Origin of the sequence: Cupriavidus gilardii, assembly GCF_013347325.1 — a bacterium.
Lineage (GTDB): Bacteria > Pseudomonadota > Gammaproteobacteria > Burkholderiales > Burkholderiaceae > Cupriavidus > Cupriavidus gilardii.
In genome coordinates this window covers 1,602,176-1,625,238 of the sequence record NZ_CP054624.1, presented here as the reverse complement: position 1 = coordinate 1,625,238, position 23,063 = coordinate 1,602,176, and the positions used below count along the sequence as shown (strand labels likewise).

The 23,063-nt window shown below is 69.5% G+C and carries 24 protein-coding genes; 12 read left to right on the top strand and 12 right to left on the bottom strand.

The genetic code is table 11. The annotated features are described in order from the left end of the window. Positions 1 to 4: 4 nt before the first annotated feature. Positions 5 to 1,192, bottom strand: coding sequence for an adenosyl-hopene transferase HpnH (gene hpnH, locus FOB47_RS07425; protein WP_174780461.1), 1,188 nt, complete (start codon positions 1,190 to 1,192; stop codon positions 5 to 7). A gap of 66 nt (positions 1,193 to 1,258) precedes the next feature. Then, a complete protein-coding gene (ispH, locus tag FOB47_RS07420) occupies positions 1,259 to 2,194 on the bottom strand; it encodes a 4-hydroxy-3-methylbut-2-enyl diphosphate reductase (protein WP_174780460.1) in 936 nt (311 codons plus the stop codon). Between the two features lie 252 nt (positions 2,195 to 2,446). Between ispH and hpnA the strand changes: the two genes are divergently transcribed. Continuing rightward, positions 2,447 to 3,448, top strand: a complete 1,002-nt coding sequence (gene hpnA, locus FOB47_RS07415; protein ID WP_174780938.1) for a hopanoid-associated sugar epimerase — start codon at positions 2,447 to 2,449, stop codon at positions 3,446 to 3,448. A gap of 77 nt (positions 3,449 to 3,525) precedes the next feature. Here the strand turns inward: hpnA and FOB47_RS07410 are convergent, their stop codons facing one another. Further along, positions 3,526 to 4,002 carry a hypothetical protein gene (locus FOB47_RS07410; RefSeq protein ID WP_226995046.1) on the bottom strand — a complete coding sequence of 159 codons (477 nt, stop codon included), beginning with the start codon at positions 4,000 to 4,002 and terminating at the stop codon, positions 3,526 to 3,528. 250 nt (positions 4,003 to 4,252) lie between these two features. On the opposite strand from FOB47_RS07410, the gene FOB47_RS26120 reads away from it, so the two are divergent. Continuing rightward, positions 4,253 to 4,591 (top strand): hypothetical protein, encoded by a 339-nt coding sequence (locus tag FOB47_RS26120; protein WP_232207036.1) that lies wholly within the window; start codon positions 4,253 to 4,255, stop codon positions 4,589 to 4,591. A gap of 55 nt (positions 4,592 to 4,646) precedes the next feature. Here FOB47_RS26120 and FOB47_RS07400 read toward each other — a convergent pair whose 3' ends face one another. Further along, complete coding sequence (locus FOB47_RS07400) at positions 4,647 to 5,243, bottom strand: lipocalin family protein (RefSeq protein ID WP_174780459.1); 597 nt, start codon at positions 5,241 to 5,243, stop codon at positions 4,647 to 4,649. Between the two features lie 173 nt (positions 5,244 to 5,416). On the opposite strand from FOB47_RS07400, the gene mdtD reads away from it, so the two are divergent. Next, a complete protein-coding gene (gene mdtD / locus FOB47_RS07395) occupies positions 5,417 to 6,865 on the top strand; it encodes a multidrug transporter subunit MdtD (protein WP_174780458.1) in 1,449 nt (482 codons plus the stop codon). 27 nt (positions 6,866 to 6,892) lie between these two features. On the opposite strand, the gene FOB47_RS07390 is transcribed toward mdtD, so the two are convergent. After that, positions 6,893 to 7,195, bottom strand: a complete 303-nt coding sequence (locus FOB47_RS07390; RefSeq protein ID WP_006577694.1) for a hypothetical protein — start codon at positions 7,193 to 7,195, stop codon at positions 6,893 to 6,895. A 247-nt stretch (positions 7,196 to 7,442) separates the two neighbouring features. Beyond that, a complete protein-coding gene (locus FOB47_RS07385) occupies positions 7,443 to 7,682 on the bottom strand; it encodes a hypothetical protein (protein ID WP_006577695.1) in 240 nt (79 codons plus the stop codon). A 162-nt stretch (positions 7,683 to 7,844) separates the two neighbouring features. Here FOB47_RS07385 and FOB47_RS07380 point away from each other — a divergent pair, with 162 nt between their 5' ends. Continuing rightward, a complete protein-coding gene (locus FOB47_RS07380) occupies positions 7,845 to 8,978 on the top strand; it encodes an AGE family epimerase/isomerase (RefSeq protein WP_174780457.1) in 1,134 nt (377 codons plus the stop codon). A gap of 25 nt (positions 8,979 to 9,003) precedes the next feature. Here FOB47_RS07380 and FOB47_RS07375 read toward each other — a convergent pair whose 3' ends face one another. From FOB47_RS07375 to FOB47_RS07365, 3 genes are all read right to left on the bottom strand, one after another. Beyond that, on the bottom strand, positions 9,004 to 9,375 hold the full coding sequence (locus FOB47_RS07375; RefSeq protein WP_174780456.1) for a hypothetical protein: 372 nt from the start codon (positions 9,373 to 9,375) through the stop codon (positions 9,004 to 9,006). 110 nt (positions 9,376 to 9,485) lie between these two features. Continuing rightward, positions 9,486 to 10,205, bottom strand: a complete 720-nt coding sequence (locus FOB47_RS07370) for an alpha/beta hydrolase (protein ID WP_174780455.1) — start codon at positions 10,203 to 10,205, stop codon at positions 9,486 to 9,488. A 191-nt stretch (positions 10,206 to 10,396) separates the two neighbouring features. Beyond that, a complete protein-coding gene (locus FOB47_RS07365; RefSeq protein WP_174780454.1) occupies positions 10,397 to 10,738 on the bottom strand; it encodes a hypothetical protein in 342 nt (113 codons plus the stop codon). A 530-nt stretch (positions 10,739 to 11,268) separates the two neighbouring features. Here FOB47_RS07365 and FOB47_RS07360 point away from each other — a divergent pair. The 8 genes from FOB47_RS07360 (at position 11,269) to FOB47_RS07325 (ending at position 20,174) form a co-directional block, all read left to right on the top strand. Then, entirely contained in the window at positions 11,269 to 11,649 is a 381-nt protein-coding gene (locus FOB47_RS07360) for a hypothetical protein (RefSeq protein ID WP_174780453.1), read from the top strand. 292 nt (positions 11,650 to 11,941) lie between these two features. After that, the gene (locus FOB47_RS07355; protein WP_053823676.1) at positions 11,942 to 12,562 is read left to right on the top strand and encodes a TetR/AcrR family transcriptional regulator; all 621 of its coding nucleotides are present in this window, start codon (positions 11,942 to 11,944) and stop codon (positions 12,560 to 12,562) included. 157 nt (positions 12,563 to 12,719) lie between these two features. Next, entirely contained in the window at positions 12,720 to 14,360 is a 1,641-nt protein-coding gene (locus FOB47_RS07350) for a histidine kinase N-terminal 7TM domain-containing protein (RefSeq protein ID WP_174780452.1), read from the top strand. 44 nt (positions 14,361 to 14,404) lie between these two features. After that, a complete protein-coding gene (locus tag FOB47_RS07345) occupies positions 14,405 to 15,031 on the top strand; it encodes a LysE family translocator (protein ID WP_174780451.1) in 627 nt (208 codons plus the stop codon). 381 nt (positions 15,032 to 15,412) lie between these two features. Beyond that, on the top strand, positions 15,413 to 16,810 hold the full coding sequence (locus FOB47_RS07340) for a hypothetical protein (protein ID WP_174780450.1): 1,398 nt from the start codon (positions 15,413 to 15,415) through the stop codon (positions 16,808 to 16,810). Between the two features lie 271 nt (positions 16,811 to 17,081). Then, positions 17,082 to 18,353, top strand: coding sequence for a hypothetical protein (locus FOB47_RS07335; protein ID WP_174780449.1), 1,272 nt, complete (start codon positions 17,082 to 17,084; stop codon positions 18,351 to 18,353). A gap of 168 nt (positions 18,354 to 18,521) precedes the next feature. Further along, positions 18,522 to 19,574, top strand: coding sequence for an alpha/beta fold hydrolase (locus FOB47_RS07330; RefSeq protein WP_174780448.1), 1,053 nt, complete (start codon positions 18,522 to 18,524; stop codon positions 19,572 to 19,574). Positions 19,575 to 19,589: 15 nt separating this feature from the next. After that, the gene (locus FOB47_RS07325) at positions 19,590 to 20,174 is read left to right on the top strand and encodes a cytochrome P460 family protein (protein ID WP_174780447.1); all 585 of its coding nucleotides are present in this window, start codon (positions 19,590 to 19,592) and stop codon (positions 20,172 to 20,174) included. On the opposite strand, the gene FOB47_RS07320 is transcribed toward FOB47_RS07325, so the two are convergent. From FOB47_RS07320 to FOB47_RS07310, 3 genes are all read right to left on the bottom strand, one after another. After that, the gene (locus FOB47_RS07320) at positions 20,155 to 20,931 is read right to left on the bottom strand and encodes an alpha/beta fold hydrolase (protein WP_053823680.1); all 777 of its coding nucleotides are present in this window, start codon (positions 20,929 to 20,931) and stop codon (positions 20,155 to 20,157) included. The genes FOB47_RS07325 and FOB47_RS07320 overlap by 20 nt on opposite strands. Beyond that, positions 20,928 to 21,965, bottom strand: a complete 1,038-nt coding sequence (locus FOB47_RS07315; RefSeq protein WP_174780446.1) for a M14 family zinc carboxypeptidase — start codon at positions 21,963 to 21,965, stop codon at positions 20,928 to 20,930. The genes FOB47_RS07320 and FOB47_RS07315 overlap by 4 nt, the downstream gene beginning before the upstream one ends. Before the next feature lie 165 nt (positions 21,966 to 22,130). Beyond that, positions 22,131 to 23,018 (bottom strand): LysR family transcriptional regulator, encoded by an 888-nt coding sequence (locus tag FOB47_RS07310; protein WP_174780445.1) that lies wholly within the window; start codon positions 23,016 to 23,018, stop codon positions 22,131 to 22,133. Positions 23,019 to 23,063: the final 45 nt, after the last annotated feature.

The window sequence follows — 23,063 nt, the reverse complement described above, 5'->3', positions numbered from 1 at the left end:
GCGTTCAATGCAGGGCGGTGGCCCGGCGTTCCGGGTTCTGCGCGCCGGCGGCCTGGCCGGCATGGTTGGGATCCGCGGCGCCGCGCCGGATCTGCTCGAGCTTGATCTCGACATGGCGAGAGAACACGTACTGGGCCGGGCGCTGGCCGTCCAGCGGAATATCGGGCGCCATCGGCCCGTCGGTACGCACGCCGCGCAGCGCCACGCGCATTGCCTTCAGCGGATGAGCGACGGTATCGGCGACCGCGGTGGCCTCGTAACCGCTGTGCACCATGCAGTTGGCGCATTTCTCGTAGTTGCCGGTGCCATAGGCATCCCAGTCGGTGTCCTCCATCAGCTCGCGGAACGTCGCCGCATAGCCTTCGCCCAGCAGATAGCAAGGACGCTGCCAGCCGAACACGGTGCGCGCGGGATTGCCCCACGGCGTGCAGCGGTAGGTCTGGTTGCCGGCGAGGAAATCGAGGAACAGCGTCGACTGGCTGAAGGCCCATTGGCGGCCGCGCCGGCCGCGCGCGAGGATGTCGCGGAACAGCTGCCGCGTCCTGCCGCGATGCAGGAAGTGCTGCTGGTCCGGCGCGCGCTCGTAGGCGTAGCCCGGAGAGACCGTGATGCCGTCCACGCCCATCGCCTTGACCGAATCGAAGAAGCGGGCCACGCGCTCGGCATCGGCGTCGTTGAACAGCGTGCAGTTGATGTTGACCCGAAAGCCGCGCTGCTTGGCGGCGCGGATCGCGGCGACCGCGCGCTCGTAGACGCCGGGCTGGCAGACCGCGCGATCGTGCATCCCGGCATCGCCGTCCAGATGCACGGACCAGACGAAGTAGGGGCTGGGCCGGTAGGCGTCGAGCTTCTTCTCCATCAGCAGCGCGTTGGTGCACAGGTAGACGAACTTGCGGCGCGCGACGATGCCTTCGACGATGGCCGGCATCTCCTTGTGCAGCAGCGGCTCGCCGCCGGCGATCGACACCACCGGCGCCCCGCATTCGTCGACCGCCGCCAGGCATTCGTCGAGCGACAGGCGCTGGTTCAGGATGGGCTCTGGGTAGTCGATCTTGCCGCAGCCGGCGCAGGCCAGGTTGCAGCGGAACAGCGGCTCGAGCATCAGCGCGAGCGGATAGCGCCGGCGGCCGGCCAGCCGCTGGCGGACCACATAGGCGCCCACGCGGGCGACCTGGAGCAGGGGGATGGCCAAGGCGCGCTTCCTCCTTCGATGTGGGTGGATGGATGCCTGGGCGGGATCGCGCTGCGCCCGGCGGTTTCAGGCCATCGTGACGCCGGCCAGTTCGGCGGGCAGCCGGAATTGCGCGTTTTCCTCGCGGCCGTTCATGGTGCTGACCTCGACCGGACCCAGACGCCGCAGCGCGGCCAGCACGTCCTCGACCATCGCTTCCGGCGCCGACGCTCCGGCGGTGATGCCGATCACGGCGGCATCGCGGACCCAGCCCGGATCGAGTTCGCTGCCATCGGCGATCAGATACGACGGCACGCCGCTCTCGCTGCCGATCTCGCGCAGGCGGTTGGAATTCGAACTGTTGGGCGCGCCGATCACCAGCAGCACGTCGACCTGCGTGGCCAGTTCGCGCACCGCGCTCTGGCGATTCTGCGTGGCATAGCAGATGTCGCGCGTATCGGGTCCGACCAGATCGCGGAAGCGCCGTTCCAGTGCCGCGATGATGCCGCGCGTATCGTCGACGCTCAGCGTGGTCTGCGTGACATAGGCAAGCGGGGTATCGGCGGCCAGGTCCAGCTGCGCGACCTCGGCCTCGTTCTGTACCAGGATCACGCGGCCGGGAATCTGGCCCATGGTGCCGACCACCTCGGGATGGCCGGCATGGCCGATCAGGATCACGATGCGGCCGCTGGCCGCGTACTGCCGGCCTTGGTTATGGACCTTGATGACCAGCGGGCAGGTGGCGTCGATCGCATGCAACTGGCGCGACCTGGCTTCTTCCTCGACGCTGCGCGCGACGCCGTGCGCGCTGAAGATCGTCACGGCGTCGGCGGGGACCTCGTCGAGCTCCTCGACGAAACGCGCGCCCTTGCCGCGCAGGGTGTCGACCACATGGCGGTTGTGGACGATCTCGTGCCGCACGTAGACCGGCGCGCCGTGCTTGACCAGCGCGCGATCGACGATCTCGATCGCCCTTACCACGCCCGCGCAGAAGCCGCGCGGCTGAGCCAGAATCACCCGCATGGAGACGTTCCCCCTGGCAATACACCCTCGACACGGCGGCATCGGCACAGAGCCATCGATGCAGCGCCATCGACGCAGCGTTGTCGGCAAACCGCCTTGAGGCAGCCGCCTTGTCCGGTGTCCGGGAAGCGCTTCCCGTCGCACGGTGGTTACTATATACCCGCGTCACCGCCTTTGCCCGGCCGGCCCGGCGCGGCCGGCGAGTTCGACGAGACGATGGACAGCACCATGGAGAGCCCGATGGAGAGCCCGATGGAAGGCATCGACGACGACGTTCTGGTCACCGGGGCATCGGGTTTTCTCGGCTCGGCGGTCGCGCGGCAAGGAATCGCGCGCGGCTGGCGCGTGCGCGTGCTGGTCCGCGCCGGCAGCCCGCGCGGCAATCTCGACGGCTTGCCGGTGCGCATCGTCGAGGGCGACATGTGCGACCCGAAGTCGGTCGAACGTGCGATGCGCGGGGTCCGCTATCTGTTCCACGTGGCGGCGGACTATCGGCTGTGGGCGCCCGAGCCCGAGGCCATCGTCCGCACCAATGTGGTCGGCGCCGAGACGATGATGGCAGCGGCCCGGCGCTGCGGCGTCGAGAAGGTCGTCTATACCAGCAGCGTCGCCACGCTGCGCGTGCAGGGCGCGGCCGCGCCGGTCACCGAGACCGCCACGCTGTCGCCGCAGCAGGCGATCGGGGCGTACAAGCGCAGCAAGGTGCTGGCCGAGCGCGCGGTCGAACGCGAGATCGCCGCCGGCTTGCCGGCCGTGATCGTCAATCCGTCGACACCGATCGGGCCGCGCGACATCCGCCCGACGCCGACCGGCCGCGTGATCGTCGAAGCGGCCAGCGGGCGCATTCCGGCCTTCGTCGATACCGGGCTCAATCTCGCGCATGTCGACGACGTCGCGCAGGGGCATTGGCTCGCGCTCGAACGCGGACGCATCGGCGAGCGCTATATCCTCGGCGGCGAGGACGTGCCGCTGCGGCAGATGCTGCGCGATATCGCCGAGCTGACCGGCCGCCGCGGTCCGCTGGTGCCGCTGCCGCGCTGGCCGCTGATCCCGTTCGCGCATCTGTCGCAGGCCATCGCGCGGCGGCGCGGCACCGAGCCCCTGCTGACGGTCGACGGGCTGGCGATGTCGCGCTACCGCATGTACTTCAGCTCGGACAAGGCGCGCCGCGAACTGGACTACCGGCCGCGTCCATACCGGGAAGGGCTGCGCGACGCGGTCGAGTGGTTTCGCGGGGCGGGGTATCTGCGCTGAGACCGGGGGATTCGAGCGCGCAAATGCATCGGCGGCCCGCAGGCCGCCGATCGACAACAAGGGTCATGGGATCGGATTTACCAGCGCAGCTGCTTGTTGCGCTGGCCGGCGCTCAGCGTGGTGCGCTTCGATTTGCCCTGATAGTCCGCGGTGACCTGGTAGGTGCCCTTCGGCCCCTTGATCAGGCAGCGCGGTCCGGTCGAGCGGAAGTTGGCAACCTGCTTGCCGCCGCGCGACAGCGTGATATCGACGTCGGACAGGTATTCGCCGCGCGGGCCTTCGGTCATCAGCAGGCCCATGTCGTAGTTGCGGGCCTCGGCGCGCATCGCTTGCTGTTCGTCTTCCGCGACGCCGCCGCAGACATAGGTGAAGGGGCCGGCCGTCTGCGGCGTCAGGTCCGCCGCGAGGGCCGGGACGCCGAAGGCCAGCGCGCCGAGCGCGGCGGCACCGAAGCGGACCAGAGGACCGGCGGGGCGGTGCGGTTGACGGGGAGGATCGGAGCGGCCGGAATGGCCAAGGCAGGACGATTCGGATGCAAGAGTCGGAGTCTTCATCGATGTTCTCCTGTGACGGGGATAGCCGTTTGACGATGCGAAGGGCCGGTTTGTTCTCGCCTCGCCGGCAATTTGCCGACCGGTTTTCGGCTTTCTTGCCGATTCCGCAAAAGTGGGCCGGCCCATCGACGCGGCGGCGGAGGCCCGGACACGTAATACAGCGTCACAAATGCAACACTTCCCGAGGCCAATATTACGGCGCCGCCGCATACAGTACGCCCATGTTCAACGGTTCCTCAGGGGGACAGCCATGAAACGGATTCTCGCAATGGCCGCCGTGGGCGGTGCCATGCTTGCAGCCAGCGCCGCGGCGCATGCCGGGGTGGACATCCATATCGGCGTCGGCGTGCCCGGCGTGGTCGTGGCGCCGGCACCGGTCTACCGGCCGGCTCCGGTCTATGCCCCCGCGCCCGTCTATGCGCCCGCTCCGGTCGCCTATGCGCCGGCGCCGGTGGTAGTGGCGCCCCGTCCGGTGGTCGTCGCTCCCGCGCCGGTCCGCTACGGCCCGCCGTATGGCTATGCGCGCGGCTGGCATCGCCACGACGGCTACCGCGAGGCGCGCTGGCGCGATCACGGCCGCTGGCACTGAGCCACGGACGCCGGCTCCGCGTCCATGGCGGCGCGCAGCCGGCGTCCCGGCCGCCTCAGGCCGGCGCGGCGGGCGCCGGCGCTTCCTGCAGCGTGGCGTGTTCGGTCATGCGCAGCGCGTCGACGTCGTAGCCGAGCTCGGCGACCCGATGCAGCAATTGCGAGCGCAGCGCCGGCTCCGGGTCGCGTGCCCGCGTCAGGATCCACAGATAGCGGCCTGACGGCTCGCCGACGATCGACCAGCTGTAGTCGTCGGCGTGGTCCAGGATCCAGTAGTCGCCGACATAGAACGGTCCGAAGAACGACACCTTGAACTTGGCGTTGCGGCTGTCCGGCACGACGCGCGCCTTGCCGCGCGAGATGCGGGGCTTGCCGGTGGCGTCGCGGCCGGCGCGGTTGACGATGTCGAGCAATCCATCCGGCCGCAGGCTGTACTCCGCGGTGACCGCGTCGGCGCCTTGCTCGAAGTGGTTGTCGTAGCGCGCCATCTCGTACCAGCGCCCCAGGTAAGGGTCCAGTTCCACATCCTTGTCCGGCTCGGGCACGTGCGGGTTGCGCACGGGTTCGCGCGAGCGCGCGGCCAGCAGCAGTGCCGCACCAACGCTGGCGACGCCGGCAAGCGTGGCCAGCGTGGTCATGCGAGCCTTGTTCATGTCTGCCTCCTTGGCATCCTTTGGGTCGGGACATCGGCCAGTCTAGGCAGCGATGACCGCCGGCGGCATCGGTCCGCGTCCTACGCGCCCCGGGGGCGGCTGCCGGCCTTGTCGTACCGCAACGATGTGGCGTATCGTGCTGTATTGATTTGTCTCCATGGATTTGCAGCCGCATGACGCCCACCCAGGACAGTGAAGCCCGCACGCGCAAGGTGATGTTGTGGGTCGTCGCGGTCGGCTTCTTCATGCAGACGCTGGACAGCACCATCGTCAATACCGCGCTGCCGGCGATGGCGGCCAGCCTCGGCGAGAGTCCGCTGCGGATGCAGTCGGTGATCATCGCGTACTCGCTGACGATGGCCGTGATCATCCCGGCGTCGGGCTGGCTGGCCGACCGCTTCGGCACGCGCCGGATCTTCCAGCTGGCGATCGCGCTGTTCGTGCTGGGCTCGCTGCTGTGCGCCTATGCGCAGAGCCTGCAGTTCCTGGTGGCGGCGCGCGTCGTGCAGGGCGTCGGCGGCGCGATGCTGCTGCCGGTCGGGCGTCTGGCGGTGCTGCGGACCTTTCCGCGCGAACAGTTCCTGCAGGCGCTGAGCTTCGTCGCGATTCCCGGCATGATCGGTCCGCTGATCGGGCCGACGCTGGGCGGCTGGCTGACGCAGGCGCTGTCGTGGCACTGGATCTTCCTGATCAACGTGCCGGTCGGGCTGCTGGGCGGCCTGGCGACGCTGCGCTACATGCCTGACAGCCGTCTGGCCGAGACCGGCCGTTTCGACCTCGCCGGCTACGCCTTGCTCGCGACGGCGATGGTGACGATCTCCTTCGCGCTGGACGGCCTGGCCGACTTCGGCTTCGAGCACGCGACCGTGCTGATGCTGCTGATCGCCAGCCTGGCCGCGCTGACAGCCTACGCGCTGCACGCGGCGCGGCGCACGCAGCCGCTGTTTCCGCTGACGCTGTTCCGCATCCACAGCTTCAGCGTGGGCCTGCTCGGCAATCTGTTCGCGCGCATCGGCAACGGCGCGATGCCCTTCCTGATCCCGCTGACGCTGCAGGTATGCCTCGGCTACTCGCCGCTGTACGCGGGCCTGATGATGCTGCCCGTGACCGCGGCCGGCATGCTGTCCAAGCGCGTGGCGACCCGCCTGATCGAGCGGCACGGCTATCGCCGCGTGCTGGTGACCAATACCTTCGTGGTGGGCCTGGTGATCGCCTCGTTCGGGCTGATTTCGCCGACCTTGCCGCTGCCGCTGGTGCTGTGCCAGCTGGCGCTGTTCGGCGCCGTCAATTCGATCCAGTTCACCGCGATGAATACGGTCACGCTGAAGGATCTCGGCGGCGCCAGCGCCAGCGGCGGCAACAGCCTGCTGTCGATGGTGCAGATGCTGGCGATGAGTCTGGCGGTGACCTCCGCCGGCGCCCTGCTGGGGACCTTCAACCGCGTATTGCAGGAGCATGCGCAGGCCGGACCGCTGCCGGCGTTTCATGCCACCTTCGTCTGCGTCGGGCTGATTACGTCGGCGTCGGCGTGGATCTTCATGCAGCTGACGCCGGAGGACGATACCGGCACGGGCCGGGCCGCCCGGGAAACCCGCGAGACGGCCGAGGCGGCGGAGGTCTGACGGTTGGGGCCGGGCAGGGCGCGCCGATCAGGACTGGCGTGCCTGCGCCGGAAGGTGGGCGCGGCGGATATTGGGGGCGCAGGGCGGGATGTCGTGATGCCACTCGCGCGGAATGTCCGGTTCGACATCATATTCGTTGCGCACGATGGTCTCGATCGCGGTACAGACGCCGACCGTGCCCCTGGGGCCCACGCAGACCAGGCTGCGCGGATGCTCGGCATGGCGCGGTACCGCGTACACGTGCATGCCTTCCCGATACAGCGGATGGCTCGGCAGCCGCGCGTTCACCATCTCGACGAAGCGGCGCGGACTGATCACTGGCTTTTCCATGGCGGTCTCCCTGCGAGCGGAACAGCCTCTCTTGCCGGTGCGCCGTGGCGCCGGTGGCGAGTGGGGTTCTCCCGTCGTGGTGAGAGTCGGTCGGATCGGGTCCAGCGAGACGCCGACGGCGTCTGCGCCCTGCCGGCAAGGTGCCGTCAAGCCAGGTCGCGAGCGCGCAGAAGACCCGCGTCGGGCGGTGGCCCGACGCCTTCAGCGTAGTGCATATCGGCCGGCGTTCAAGCGCCGGCGCCCCGGCTCAGTGCTCCGTGGCGACGCGGGGGCCGTTCAGCAGCCGATTGCATTCGGCCCAGCCGGCCGCCTGCGCCTCGGCCTGCGTGGGCCACTCGGCGTGCGCTTCGATGATGCAGTCGCAGTCGGCGCTGCCGCAGTGCTCCTCGAGCACCATCTGCCAGGTGTAGGCCTGCGGCTGCAGCTCGATCACGTGCAGCACCACGGTGCGGTGCTGGTCGGACAGGGACAGGGATGTGTTCGGCATGGCGGATACCCCCTTGCTACCTGATTCATCGTAGCAGTTGGACCGCGGGATTTCGGCCTGGGGCGCCGTCCGGTCCGCCGCTTTTGTTTCGTGGGCATTTACAGTATCTTCTGCGCTTGCGCGTGCCCCCGCCCGTGCTCCGCCGCCGACCTCCTTGTCTCGATGAGCCGCATTTCCTCCTCCGCCGCTTCGAACACATCCGCCGACCTGGGCGCCGCCGTCGCCTCGCTGCTGGCGCACTACGACTCCACGGTGCTGCCGCTGTGGACCGGCCCCGGCTGGCAAGAATCGATCGGCCTGCCCTACGAGGCCCTGGCAGGGCACGATGCCAGCCCGCTGCCGGTGCAGCGCTATCGGGCGATGGCCTGCGCGCGGCAGCTCTACGTGTTTTCCAGGCAGGCGGATGGCCTCGCGCATGCCGATACGCTGTTCGCCGCGCTGCGCCGGCGGTTCGCCGATCCGGACGGTGGCTGGTACTACAGCATCGACGCCGACGGCGCGCCGCTCGATACCGGCAAGGACCTGTACACGCACGCCTTCGTGGTGTTCGCCTGCGCCGCGTACTGGCGCCGCAGCGGCAATGCCGATGCACGCGCGGTGCTCGACGATACCGCCGCGCTGATCGAAACGAAGTTCGGCATGCCGGACGGCCTGTACCACGCCGCGCTGGCGCGCGACTTTACCGTCGAGCGGAAGGCGGTGCTGCAGAACCCGGTGATGCATCTGACCGAGGCCTATCTGGCCGCCTGCGAGGCCACCGGTGACCAGTGGTATGTGCCGCGGCTGCGGGAGATCGCGCGGCAGGTCCAGTGCACCTTCGTCGATCCGTCCAACGGCTGCATCGCCGAACTGCCGCTGGGCAGCGCCGACAACCGCATCGAGCCGGGCCACCAGTTCGAGTGGTACTCGCTGCTGGCGATGGCGCCGTCGGTGTTCGGCGCGTGCGAGCTGGGCGAGTCGCTGACGCGCGGCTGTGCCTTCGCGCAGCGCCATGGCGTGGCACCGCTGACGCAGGGCGTTGCCGCGGCGCTCGACGCCGACGGACGCATCATCGATGCGACCCAGCGCATCTGGGCGCAGACGGAATACGCGCGCGCGCTGGCGCTGCGTGGCGACGACGAAGGCCGCGCGGCACTGGCCCGGTGGCTGGCCGCCTTCCCCGGCCGTTTCCTGCATGGACGCGGCTGGCACGAATGCATCGGTCCCGACGGTGCGGTGCTGCGCGACGAGATGCCGTCGACCACGCCATACCATCTGGCCACCGCCTACGAGGCGCTGCGCAAGCTGCTCGCTTGAATCCGGCGCGGTACAGCGGGGCGGCTCAGTCCTGCACGCCGTTCTCGCGCAGCAGCCGCTCGCATTCGTCGAGCATGTCGTGCGCGAAGGCCGACTGATAGTTCGGGTCCAGCGCTTCCATCATTTCATGCGCGGCGTACAGCCCCGCGGAGCGCGACAGCGTCTCGGCGAGCTGGCGTGCCAGCTGATCGCTCAGCTCCGACAGCAGCCGGCGCTCGCTCAACGCCAATTGCAGCCGCGAACGCGACAGCCATTGCGCGGCCAGCGTCGCGCCCTGCGCGTCGGTCATCCATTTGCCATGCTCGTAATAGGCCGACAGGCGTTCGGCGGCCAACGCGAACAGCAGCGCCTTGCGGGTATCGAAATCGAGCAGGGGAGCGGGGGGAGTCGCGGACATCGGAAAACGAATCGGATTGGCACGGGCGGTGGTGTGCCCGACGAACGGAAATTGGCGCGGTCAGTCGATGCGAGTGGGCACCGGCAATGGCAGCGGCAGCGGCAACGGTATCAAGCCGCGGAACCGCCGCCGGCCGCCGCCAGCCGCTGGCCAAGCCAGACGCCGATGTCGGCGATCTCCTCGAGGCAGACCGAATGAGGCATCGGATAGGTTTGCCACGTCAGCGGATAACCGCGTTGCTGCAACAGGTCGCGCGCCTGCGTGCCCAGCGCCAGCGGCACGACGTCATCCTGTGCCCCGTGCGCGGCGAAGACCGGCGTGGCGGCGTTGGCCGGCGCCGCCTCGACGTCCAGCAGCGCGGGCGAGGCCAGATAGGTCGACAGCGCGATGATGCCGGCCAGCGGCTCCGGATGGGTAAGTCCGGCCAGATAGGCCATCGCGCCGCCCTGCGAGAACCCCGCCAGCACGATCCGCGAACTCGGGATGCCGCGCGCGTTCTCGCGTGCGATCAGCGCGCGGATCGTCTCGCGCGACGCGCGAATGCCGCTCTCGTCCGCGTGGCGCCGCGCGTCGCTGAGCGACACGATGTCGTACCAGGCGCGCATGATATAGCCGCCGTTGCAGGTCACCGGAATCAGCGGCGCGTGCGGAAAGACGAAGCGCACCGCCGCGCCGGCAGGCAGGCCCAGTTCGGGCACCACCGGCACGAAATCGCCGCCGTCGGCGCCCAGGCCGTGCATCCAGATCACGGCAAAGCGTGGCTCCGGTGCGGTTTCGATTTCGATGGGGGCGTCGGCGGCGGATGGGACGGCGTGGAAGGCTTCGATCATGGCAGGGCGCGAGGGTCAACGGCGCGCTGGGGAGGGGCTGGACGGCATCGACAGGGGATGGCGTGCGGTGCCCTCAGGGAAACGCCGGCATCCGCACTTTGCGAATGCAACGGCGCCAGGCAGCGCGGCTGCGCAGTATCGCACAGAAGCGGCGTGCGCCCGCCGCGGGGCGCGCCGCCGACAGCAATCGATCAGGCCGCGGACGGCACGATCGGCACGGTGGTCAATCCAGGCGCGATGCGCGAAGGCTGCGTGGCAGTCTGCGACGGCACCGGCGCGGTGTGCGAGGCCGCAGCCTCGGCCTGCTCGGCCGCAGCGGCCTCGCTGGCGCGGCGTTTGTCGACGACCTGTTCCACTCCGGCGGTGGCGACCTCTTCCAGGAAGCCCACCATGTCGCGGTAGTAGTCGACCTGCATCTGCGCCTCCAGCAGCCGCCGTTCGGCCTGGAACAGCGCAAGCCGCATGTCCTGCAACTCCTTGGCGGCGATCTTTTCCGGGCTGGGCGCAATGAACAGTGATGCAAGCGAACGCATGGCGGTGTACCTCCCGTACTGGATTCGATGATCCTTGTGGTCGAAAAACCTCTCAGGCCATGCGATCCAATATAGACGCCAATGCATGTCGGCCATGTGCGGCGGACCGCATCCGTCGCGGATCGCCCACAACCGCGCGCCACGACCGATTGCCGGATGGCGGCGGAGCAGGGTAGATTGTCCGGTGTGCCGCGGTCAGGCACCCAAAGTTATGAGCTTGGCTTCACGTGGCGCTCTACGTTGCGCGATTGCGCGGGGGCGCCACCATATTTTCCTTGACCATCTATCTATCGGTAGATAACATGCAACGCATGGAAGGCGCAGTCCGTTGAAGCCCCGAAGAAAATTCGAATTCGACGAACTGCAGGTCCCACCAGCATTACCGAGCCGCCGAGGCTATTTTTTTGACATGGGCCATCTATCTACGAGTAGATAATCTATGTCGCGAAAGCGCCGGTGCCACCGTTGCCAGGACTGACGCGGGACTCTGAACGACAACCCCCGGGTCCACCGAAGCCAGGAGAAACACCATGCAAGCCAAGTTCGCCAAGACCGTGATCGCCATCGCCGCCGTGGCCGCCGCCGCCGTTGCCGGGCAGGCAGCCGCCGCGCCCGCGGGCAGCGTGCCGGCTGATCGCTACGGCTACGAACTGCGTACCGGCAAGTTCGATCCGTACAGCGAGGGCGCCCGCACCGGCAAGTTCGACGTCTACAGCGAGGGCGCGCGGGCCGGCAAGTTCGACCCGTTCACCGAAGGCGCCCGCGTCGGCAAGACCGATCCGTTCACCGACAGCTTCCGCAGCGCCGGCCTGGATCGCACTGGCGTCTCGGCCTCGCCGTCGCGCCGCTTCGACGCGTACACCGACGGCGCTCGCAGCGTCGATGCCTACACCGACGGCGCCCGCGCCTGAGTCCGCGGCGGGCACCGAGCCCGCGGCCATCATCGTGGCCGGGCCGCCCGTACCGCGGCCCGGCTTGTTTTCAGGAGTCGATCATGGGAATTCGCGACAGTGTTCTGATTGTGTCCGGCTGGCTGTTGCTCTGTGGGGCAAGTGGTTGGCTCGTCACGGCGATCGCGCAGGTGTTGCCCGCGTGAAGGCGGGCATGGGCTCGCATCTTGCATGACGCCAGCACGGCAGACATGCCGGCAATCCGGGGCTATCCCTCATTGCTAACCTATCTGTTGGTAGATAAAGTGGCGTCATGAAAGCGCAATCCGTCCGCGAGCAACTGCTCGACCATACCTTCGCCTTGATCCGCCGGCGCGGTTTCAATGGTTTCAGCTACCGCGACCTGGCCGACCTGGTCGGCGTCAAGACGTCCAGCATCCACTATTACTTCCCGTGCAAGGAAGACCTGGCGCTGGAAGCGACCAAGCAATACACGGCCCGGATCGCCGAGGAACTGAGCCATATCGACCCGGCGCTGAGCCCGCTCGAGCGCGCCGAGCTCTATCTGAACGGCTGGCGCCGCAAGCTCGATCCGGACCAGATCTGCATGTGCGGCATGCTGGCGACCGAAACCGAGTGCCTGCCCGAGGCGGTCCATGCGGTGCTGAGGGACTTCTTCTTGCTGCACGAGCGCCTGCTGACCGGCATGATCGAACAGGCCCGCGCCGAAGGCGCGCCGGCCCAGCCGATTCCGGCGTCCGAGCTCGCCATGGTGATCTTCGGCGCGCTGCAGAGCGGCCTGATCTCGGCGCGGCTGTTCCGCTCGCCCGAGCGCTGGGAGGCCGCGGCGCAGATGCTGCTGGCCGCGGTTGGCAAGCCGGCAGGCACGTCCGCATCGGCCACGGCGCAGGCGGCCGAAGCCGCGGCCGGTTGAGCGCGGCGACGCCGCACGCCGGCCTCCATGACCGGCGCCGGTCGATCGTGACCGGCCGCCCGGTGCCGCCTCCGGCTTGCTACCCGGCAGGCGCCGACACCCACCCCTGTGCAGCAGCGGTTGCCCGCTCGGGCGCGGCATGCTGCAATCCTGCCCGATGGCGATCTCCCTGCTGATTCTGCTGATGGCCGGCGCATTGCTGGTGTGCGCCGCGATCGCGATCGCCGCTTGGCCGCGGCGCGACGATCCGACCGTGCGGGCGTTCCTGCTGCTGGCGATCGGCGCCGGCATCTGGTGCGCCGGGCGCATGCTGGAAATCCAGGCGCCGAACGTCGCCGAACGCATCCTCTGGGCCAAGCTGCAGTATCCGGGCATCCTGATGGTGCCGGTGGGGTGGCTGCTGTCGGTCGTGCGGCTGACGCGTCCCGATCTTGTGGTCGGCCGCGGCTGGCTGACGCTGGCGCTGGCGGTCAGTGTCGCCGGCATGGTGCTGGTGCTGACCAACGAACGCCATGGCCTGGTCTGGCCTCAGGTCCAGTGGTTCGGCGGCGTGGGCCTGCATACGCGCGCCGTGTTCTCGCACGGCCCAGCCTATTGGGCGCTGGCCGCCTATGGTTACGGCCTGCTGTCGGCGAGCCTGTATTTCCTCGTGATGGCGCGTCCGCGCGGCAAGCTGTCGGGCGGGGGCAGGGCGCTGCTGATCGGCGGGCTGCTGTTGCCGGTAGTTGCCAACGTCGCCTATCTGCGCGGCTGGACGACTGCGCTCGGCGGCGACCTGACGCCCGCAACGTTCTCGGTGATGGCGCTGCTGGTCTGGCTGTGCGCGCTGCGGCCGCATCTGGGGGATGTCGGCCACTATGCGCGGCTGCGCGTGTTCGATGCGCTGCGCGAAGGCTGCGTGATCGTTGACGATCGCGACCGGATCGCCGATCTGAACCGCACCGCGCAGCGCATGTTGCCGGGACTTCGGCGCGGCGTCCCGGCGCCCGCTTCATGGATGGCGACCCGGCCCTATGTGGCCGGCGTCCCCGACTACGAGCTGACGGTCGAGCCGGTGCGCAATCTGGACGATCGGGTCATCGGCCGCATCGTGTTCGTGCGCGACGTCAGCGCGTTTCGCACGCGCGAGCATGCGCTGGTGGAAGAGAACTCCAATCTGGCGGTGCGGCTCAACGAGACCGTCGACAAGCTGCTGCGCATCGAAGGCGATCTGTATCGCGACCCGCTGACCGGCCTGTTCAACCGGCGCTTCTTCCAGCGCGAGGCCGGTGTGCTGCTGGCTGCCGCGCAGGAGCGCGGCACGCCGCTTGGGCTGATGCTGATCGACGTCGACTTCTTCAAGCAGTACAACGACATCTACGGCCACCTGCGCGGCGACGAATGTCTGCGTGCGATCGGTGCCACGCTGGCGCAGACGCTGGACGAGGGCGCCAGCTTCTGTGCGCGTGTCGGTGGCGAGGAATTCGCCGTGGTGCTGCACCAGGCGGACGCCGAGCGTACCCGCGCCATCGGCATGCGCATGCTGCAGGCGGTGCGGTCGCTGCAGATGCCGCACGCCGGCGCCGATCCGTCCCATCCGTTCCTCAGCATCAGCGTCGGCGCGGTGACGCGCGTTCCGGACTCGCCGCTGATCGAGGAACTGGTGGCGGCAGCCGATGTCGCGCTCTATGCGGCCAAACGCGGCGGCCGCAACCGGCTGGTGATGGCCGGGGGCCAGGCGAGCGCGCCAAGGTCCGCGGACAGCACCGCCAACGCCGCCAACGCTGGTAGCGCCGATCCATCGCGCCCGCTGGTCTGACTGCGCCGCCGGCCCTCCAGGGCTGCCAGCCTCAAGGAGACAAGATGCCCACGCTCGATACGCTGATCGCCTTCTTCGGCATTGCGGTGCTGCTTGGCCTCGCGCCCGGGCCCGACAACGTCTTCGTGCTGCTGCAGTCGGCCATGCGCGGCCCGCGCGCCGGTTCGACTGTGGTGCTGGGCCTGTGCACCGGCCTGCTGTTCCATACGGCCGCCGTCGCGCTCGGACTGGCGACGCTGTTCGCGGCGTCGGCCACCGCCTTCACCGTGCTGAAGGTCTGCGGCGCGCTGTACCTGGCATGGTTGGCGTGGCAGGCGTTCCGCGCGCCGGTCGATGCGCCGGTGCAGCAGGGCGAGCGGGCGGGCGACGGCTGGCAGATGTATCGCCGCGGTGTGGTGATGAACGTCACCAATCCCAAGGTCGCGATCTTCTTTCTTGCTTTCCTGCCGCAGTTCGTGTCGCCGGCGCAAGGACCGATCGCGATGCAGATCGCGGTGCTCGGCGCGGTCTTCATGCTCGCGACGCTGCTGGTATTCGGCGCGATCGCGTGGTTCTCGGGTTTGTTCGGCACCTTGCTGCTGCGCTCGGCGCGGGCGCGACGGGCGTTGAACTGGTTCGCCGGCACCGTCTTCGCCGGCCTGGCGCTGCGGCTCGCGACGGCGCAGCGATAGGGCCCAACGATAGGACCCAACGATAGGGCTCAACGATAGGGCCCACCGATAGGGCCCAGCGGCTGTGCGAGGCGGCACCGATACGCGCCGCGATTTGGCGCGCCATGGCTGCCCGTATAGATTCTGAAACACGGATCGCAGCACGTCGGCGAGTTTCTACAGCGTCGGATCAGCTTCGACAGCAGCCTCGCACGGGAGCGCTACATTGCGCCTTTCCGCTCGACCGTCGAGGCGACTGCCATCGTGTTTCCCTCTTCCATTCCCTCCGTCGGCCGTCCGCCCGGTCAGCCGTTGTCCGGTTCCGAACCGGCGCAATCCGGCGGGACATTCCGCGGGCAATCCCATGTTGATGGCCGGCACGCCGAGCCCGCCCTGGATCCGATGCATCCATGCGCGGCGCTGGCGCTGCTCCAGCCGCCCCTTGCAGCCGAACCCGTGCTGTCCCGCATCCCGCTCGATGCCCCTGATCCCGCCAGCCATGTCGACGCGGCGCTGAGCTTGCTGCGCCGGCGCACCGGCGTGCCGCTGGCCGAACGTGTTGCCACGGGCCTGCCCAGCGATCGCGCCGCGGCCATTGCGCTGCTCGACGCGCTGCTGGCCGAGGGCAAGCCCGCCGGTCCGCTCGCTTCGTCGAGCCCGCTTGCCGCTTCGGAATGGGGCAGCAGCGCCATCGCGCAGGCGCATGCGCTGCGCGATCGCCTGCGCAGCGGGGCATCGGCAGACACAGACGTCCCCATGCTGCAGCACGCCGTGGAAGCACTGATCGGCGCGCTGGAGGCCACGCCCTGCGGCCGCGAGCATGCGGCGATACGGGAACGGGCCGACGCCGCGCTGCGCGCGATCGTCGGCGGCCCTCCATGGGACCTTGTTGCGATGATCAACAGCGACCGGCTGCCGGACCGTCAGGCCGCGGTCCATCAGGTCGACCGCTTGCTGGCGCATCTGCATGGGCTGGCCCGCACCTGCGGGCCGGCGTCGGCAGCCGATCCCTTTCCGCCCGCACTGCGCGCGGCAATATGCCGGCTGGCGCGCGACGGCGGTCATGGCCTGAGCCCGGCGCAGCGGACCGCCCTGCGCCAGTGCCCTGGGCTCGGCCCGGAACTGACACCGGTGCTGCACGCGGGCAGTACGCTGTCGAACGTGGCCGCGAACACGCTGGGCAGGCTTTGCCTGCATGCCAGGCACTGTGCGGCCGATGCGCGCCGGCACGCCGACGATGCGGTCCTTCTGGCGGAACTGGCGGCGCTCGGCGCCAGTGCACGCAAGCTCGCGGACAGCGCGCCGCCGGCGGGCGGCGCTCCGGCCCGGCAGGCTTCGGAGGCGGCGCGGGAGGGCCTGCTGCAGGACGCGCTGTCGACGCGGCTCTCGGCGTGGAATCCGGGCGACATTGCCGGCCTGCATCGTTGGATCACGACGCCCGCGCTGCTCGCCTTGCGGACCATGGTCGATCGCGCCGCACGGGCAAACCCGCCGCAGGACAACCCGCCGCAGGACAACCCGCCGCAGGACGAGGGCACTTCCCGCGGCGCCAGCGCGCTTGCGGCCCAGCGTCGGCTGCTGCGCGACTGGATCGCGGCCTACGACGGTCTGGCCGGGTTGCTGACCATGCGGATGTCCGCGCAAGCGCAGTCCGCGACGAAGCGCAAAGCCGCTGCGTCGCCGGTTTCCGGACAAGCGGCCGAGGTCGCCACGGCGAACGATCTGTTCCGGCAACTTTTTGCAATCGACCCCGTGTCGGACGCCGGTACCGCGTTGCAGCTCGATCGGGTCCGAGCCTGAGCCCAGGCCCGAATTCAAACCAATAGCAGCACAAGCGGAAAGGACGCGCATCGAACGATGCCGCGTGCAGAGCTTTTTTTACTGATTGTCTGTGGGAGATCGGATGTTGTTGCCAGTCGTGTTCAGATACATCGGCCAGTGCCTCGGCGTCAGGCACAAGCCGCGGCCCGCAGCCGCTTCATCCGCGCGCATTGCGCGGGATACCGAAAGCCCCCGCGCCAGCCTCTGGTCCCGGCTTGTCCGCACGTTGTTCTTCTGGCGCAGCCCGCGCATGGACCGGGCCCGCACCCGCCAGTCGCCTCGGATCACCTACGTTCCCACGCCGCCGCCGTTGTCGGACCGCGATACCGCAAGGTCGATCGTCGAAAGCCTGGCGCCCCTGGCGCCCGATGCGCTCGAGGCGTTCTGCCGCGGCTGCTCCAGGGACACGCTGCAGGCGATGGTGGACTGGTGCCGGGCCCCTGGCAACGGCCCTGCGGCGGACGATACGGAGACGATCACGGCGAAAGGCATGATCGAGGCAAAGGCCAGCGAAGCATTGCGTGCGTTCGAGCCGGACGGGCTCGTTCCACCGGGCGGCGTCCGACACGTGCTGACGCAGCTGCACCGCGCGCTGGTCAAGGTCCGCGACGGCAAGGGCGTCCTCGACCTGGCCCGTTTGCGCGACGACTGGGTCAGCCGGCACCCGCGCGATCGCGAGTTCGTCGCCGGCGGCTGCCATGCCGCCAATATGTTCGACAGGTTCCGACGCTCGGTCGAGGCGCTGTGCCGCTTTGAGATGGCCGACGGCGATCCGGCGGCCACACAGGCGCTGGCGGCGCAATGGGTCGACGCTGCGGCAGCGTTGTGCGAGGCCTTGGAGGCCGGAAGGCTGACCGGGGCGGCGATGGCCGAGCATGCCGATGCATTGCGCCTGCAGCAGCGAGACACGGCGCTGGCTCTGCTCCGCGGGCAGCTGGGCATCGCGTGGCAGGCGCCGGGGTCGAGTCCGTCCGATGGCGCCGAGCCGGACGAGGCCGCCCAAGGGGCGCCGGGTGCCGGCGGCAAGGCACGCAGCCACGGCGCGACCCCGCTCGCCGCGAGGACGCTGATGGAGCTGCTGCTCGATCCCGGCTGCGACGCCGAGCGGCTCGATGCCGCGGTCGATTCGCTGGTTCACAACCTGCGCACGGTGGCGCGGCAGCGCGAAAGCGAGGCGTTTCCCGCCGACATTGCGGCGCGCCTGGACGAGCTGCTGGCGCGGGGCGGCGCTCGCCTGACCGAGCCGCAACTGCATCGCCTCGGCGACGCGCTGCTGCGGGCCGGTCTGAGTGCCTGGGGTACGTGCCGCAAGCTGCTGGACATCCGCGAGGCGCTGTACGAGACCGGCAATCGAGCCCTGCGCGATGCCATGGCGGGAATCGCCGGCGTGCGGGTGCGGCAGTCCGCGGTACGCGAGCAGGCGCAGCTGATATGGCGCCGCATCGGGCTGGTCGATGCCGAGGTGACACGGGAAGCGGGACCCGCCGGCGCGATGCCGCGCGATGGCACCGCGCTCGGCTAGCCTCGGTGCCGTCGGACGATTCCTCTGTCCAGCCGCCGGTTTGTATCGGCGTGTATCGGCGCAGCGGGGCGATACACGGCGATGCGCGCCGGGCCGGTTTCCGACACGGCGGCGATACGGCGCAACGGTCTACTGGCGTTTCTCACCGACCTATTTGGAGAAACGACCATGTCAAACACCGTGAACGCACAACGCCGCCGCCTGCTCGGCTCGACCACGGCGCTGGCCGGTATCGGCCTGCTGGAACTGGGCCTGGGCAGCGTGGCCCAGGCAGGGCCGGCACGGCAAGCCGCCGCCGTTGCCGGCCAATCGCCCGGCAGCGCTTCGTTTGGCACGATCCGGCAGATCGACGCCGGTACGCTGAACGTCGGCTATGCCGAGGTCGGTCCGGCCAACGGCCCGGTCGCGATCCTGCTGCACGGCTGGCCCTACGACATCTACAGCTTCGTCGACGTCGCGCCGGTGCTCGCCAAGGCCGGCTATCGCGTGATCGTGCCTTACCTGCGCGGCTATGGCTCGACCCGCTTCCTGTCGCCCGAGACGCCGCGCAACGGCCAGCAGGCCGCGCTCGCGGTCGACGTCATCGCGCTGATGGACGCGCTTAAGATCGACAAGGCCATCATCGCCGGCTTCGACTGGGGCGCCCGCACCGCCGATATCGTCGCCGCGCTGTGGCCGGAGCGCTGCCTGGGGCTGGTGTCGGTCAGCGGCTATCTGATCGGCAGCCAGGAAGCCAACCGCAAGCCCTTGCCGCCGCAGGCCGAGCTGCAATGGTGGTATCAGTTCTACTTCGCCACCGAACGCGGGGCCGCCGGCTATGCGGCCAATCTCGACGGCTTCAACCGGCTGATCTGGCAGCTGGCGTCGCCGCAGTGGAAGTTCGATGACGCGACGTACCGGCGGTCGGCGCAGTCGTTCGACAACCCCGATCACGTCGCCATCGTGATCCACAACTACCGCTGGCGCCTCGGCCTGGCCCAGGGCGAGCCGCACTTCGATGCGCTGGAGACGCGCCTGGCGGCCGCCCCGAAGATCTCGGTGCCGACCATCACGATGGAAGGCGACGCGAACGGGGCGCCGCATCCGAAGCCCGCCGCGTACGCCGGCATGTTCACCGGCAAGTATCGGCATCGGGACATCGGTGGCGGCATCGGCCACAACTTGCCGCAGGAAGCCCCGCGTGCGTTCGCCGATGCGGTGCTGGAAGTCGTGAAGCTTTGAGCCGGGGAGACGCGCATGCAACGACTCCGAATTGCAGCGGCTTTCGGCGGCCTCGTGCTGCTGGCCTGCGCCGCCCTCGGCCAGCATGCAGTGGCGCAGCCACCGGTCCACGGCGCAAGCGAAACGGTGCCCAGGCAACAGCCGGCACAGCAGCCGTCCACCGAGCCGCAGAGCGCCAGGCCGTCGGCATCGCCGATCTACGGCGTGACGATTCCACCGGGCTACCGAAAATGGCAGCTGATCGCGCCGGCCGAGGAGGCGGCTCCGCTCGATGAACTGCGCGTGGTGCTCGGCAATCCGGAAGCGGTCGAGGCCATCGAACGATCCGCGAAGCGCTTTCCCGACGGGGCCGTGCTGGTCAAGCTGGCCTACAAGCGAAAGCCATCGCCCGACTTCGAACCGGCGACGATACCGGGACAGCCGACCACGGTACAGGTGATGGTCAAGGACTCGCGCCGGTATGCATCGACCGGAGGCTGGGGCTTCGGCCGCTTCGTCGGCGGCGTGGCGGTGGACGCGGCCCAGCATCAGACCTGCTTCGCCTGCCATGCGGCCCGCGTCAAGGACCGCGACTACGTGTTCACCCGCTTCGCGCCGTAGGCGACGCGATCCAGCCGGCGACCTCGCGCGCCACCCATTCCGGATCGTCATGCGGCAGGTCGTGTCCCGCCCACGGATGGATCCGGTGCGGGACCGACCATGCCGCCGCCAGCCGCGCCGAGCAGGCCGGAGATACCAGCCGGTCGGCCGCCGAGGACAGCAGCAGCGTGGCGCAGCGCGGCGGCGCCGTGCCGGCCTGGAAGCGGGCCGCCGCCAGCAACTGGCGCAACGCGTTGGCGCGGCTGACCGGTGCGTCGGCGCGGATCGCGGCCCAGCGCGCCAGGTCGGCTTCCAGCGTATCGGTACGGGCGCAGGTCAGCCGATGGATGATGGCCTCGCAGCGGGCACCGTCGTGCCACGATCGCATCAGGCCAAGCACCGCCGGCCACGCGCCAGGGCGCATCCGCTGATGCGGCGCGCCGAACGGCCGCATGCTGGTGTTGATCAGCACCAGCCGTTCGATCTCGTCGGCATGCCGCTGCGCCCACGCGGTCGCGACCATGCCGCCCAGCGACATCGCCAGCAGCCGGTACGGCGGACGCAGGCCGGCCCGTGCCGCCTCGGCGCGCAGCTCGGACACGATGTCGTCCACCGCCGCCGGCGAGCGCCGGCCGGCCTGCTTGCCGTTGCCCGGCAGGTCGAGCATCGTCAGCCGGTCGTCGTCGCCCAGCGCGCCGCGGCGCCGCAACGCAGCCGGCAGTCGGCCCCAATGGCGCGCCTCGCGCGTCAGGCCGCGCAGCAGGATCCAGTCGCTCATCGTGCCGGCCTGTCGGCGGGGGCACGCCAGTGTTCGCTGGCCTCGCGCCAGATCGCCTGCCGCGCGGCGCCGGTCGGCAGCCAGCGCGTCGGCGCGAAGGCGGCGCGCGCGAGGAAATCGAACAGGCTGACATGGCGGCGCAGCACGCGCGCCGTGCGATGCGCCTTGACCGGATTGAAGAAGCCGTCGCGCGAGAACAGCTGCCGGGGATTCTTCTTGATCCACAGCCACGAGCCCAGTTCGAGCGTCATCGGCAGGAAGATGTGCGGCGCCGGCGTGCGGTCATAGGCGTAGTCCCACAGGTCGCCATGCACCAGGTACTGGTGGCTCTGCGGCTCGAAGGCGTAGCCGTGGTGCGGATGGGCCTGCTCGAACAGCGTCTTCAGCACGTACATCTCCGGCAGGTGCGGCATCGCGGCCTGCGTCCTGGCGTAGGGAAACCAGATGCTGTCGCGCCAGCCGTAGCCGGAATGGCAATCGACGGCGAAGCTCAGCGGCCGCGTCAGCAATTGCGCCTGCACCACGCGCAGCAGCGCGGTGCTCTCGGCCTCCATCGGCGTGCCGGCCCTGCCGCGGTACCACGGCAGCCACGGGCCGATGCGCTGGCCGCCGGCGAGGAAGGGCACGCGCCCCTCGGCATCCTGCGGCGCATTGCGCATCAGGTCGACGCCGTTCGGATTGGCGCGCCGGCCGGCCCACATGCCGGCCGGATTGACGATCGGCATGAACAGCAGACGGACCTGGCGCAATTGCAGGTGCAGCAGCTCGTCCCATTCGAGGCGCTTGAGCAGCGCCCGCATATAGTCGAGCAGCAGTTGCGTGCCGATCCGTTCGAGGCCGTGGATGCCGCCGAACGGCCCGATCGCCGGCGCGCGGGGGGCGCGCGAGCCGATGCCGGCCAGATACACCGGAAAGCGCCGGCCATGGCTGCTGGCCTCGCATACCACGTCGATATCGAAATGATCGGCGCCCACTTCCAGCAGCGCGCGCAGCAGATCGAGCTCGGCGAAACTGTCGGAGGCGGGAAGGGGCATCGGGTCGGCTGGGCGGAAAGGAAGCGGCCGGGGCGGCGATGGCGCCGGTCCGTATGACGGAACGATGTTGCGAGTCTACTCGCGCAATATGACAGTGCCTTTGTGACGACACGGGACTGTCATCGACCTTGTCGAGCCCATCGGGCCGGGCGATGTGGCCGTCGATCAGCCCAGCTGCTCGGCCAGCACCTCGCGCGCGGCCTGGACCACCGGCGCTTCGCCGCGGCGCGGCGGCAGCAGGCAGAACTCGACTTCGGGCAGCGCGGGCAGGCGCAGCGACGAGGCCGTCGACGGATCGAGCGCGGCCACGCCGGCCGGAATGGCCGATCGGTTCAGGCACGAGATGCCGAGTCCTGCCGCCAGCGCCATCTGCAATCCCGCCACGCCGGACGCGGAGTGCGAGACCCGGTAGGGCACGCGGGCGCGCTTCAGCATCCGTACCACGTACTGGTGCAGCGAGCAGGTGTCGGGCAGCAGCACCAGCGGCAGCGGCACGGCGATGTCTTCCGTGTCGCCGCGCGCGCCGACCCAGGCCAGCGGCTCGCGCCGTAACGGCCGCCAGCCGGCGCGCGGCCGCTCGCCGGTGCCGCCGCGCGCGCCGACCACGCGCATCGTCAGGCCGATATCGAAGGCGTCGTCGTCGACGCTGGCGTCGATCGCCGCGCTCTTCATCACGGTCACGTGCAGCCGCAGTTGCGGATGCCGCTCGCGCAGGCGGCGCAGCATGCCGGCGATCTCGGCGGTGCGGTAGTAGTCGGTGATGGCGAGCCGCAGCTCGCCGGCCAGCGTCTCGCCGCGGATGTCCTGCATCGCCAGCGCGTCCAGATCGAGCATGCGGCGGGCATGGCCGAGCAGCCGTTCGCCGGCCGGGGTCGGCTGCACGCCGCGGCGGCCGCGCAGCAGCAGCGGCACGCCGGCGCGCTCCTCGAGCTTGCGCAGCTGCTCGCTGACCGACGACTGCGACAGGAACAGCCGCGGCGCCGCGGCCGACAGGCTGCCGCTGTCGGCGACCGCGACGAAGGTACGCAATTGTTCGAGATCGAAGCCTCGCATGTCCCGCTCCTCGTTCGCTTCTGGTTTCGGAGATACCGATGGATG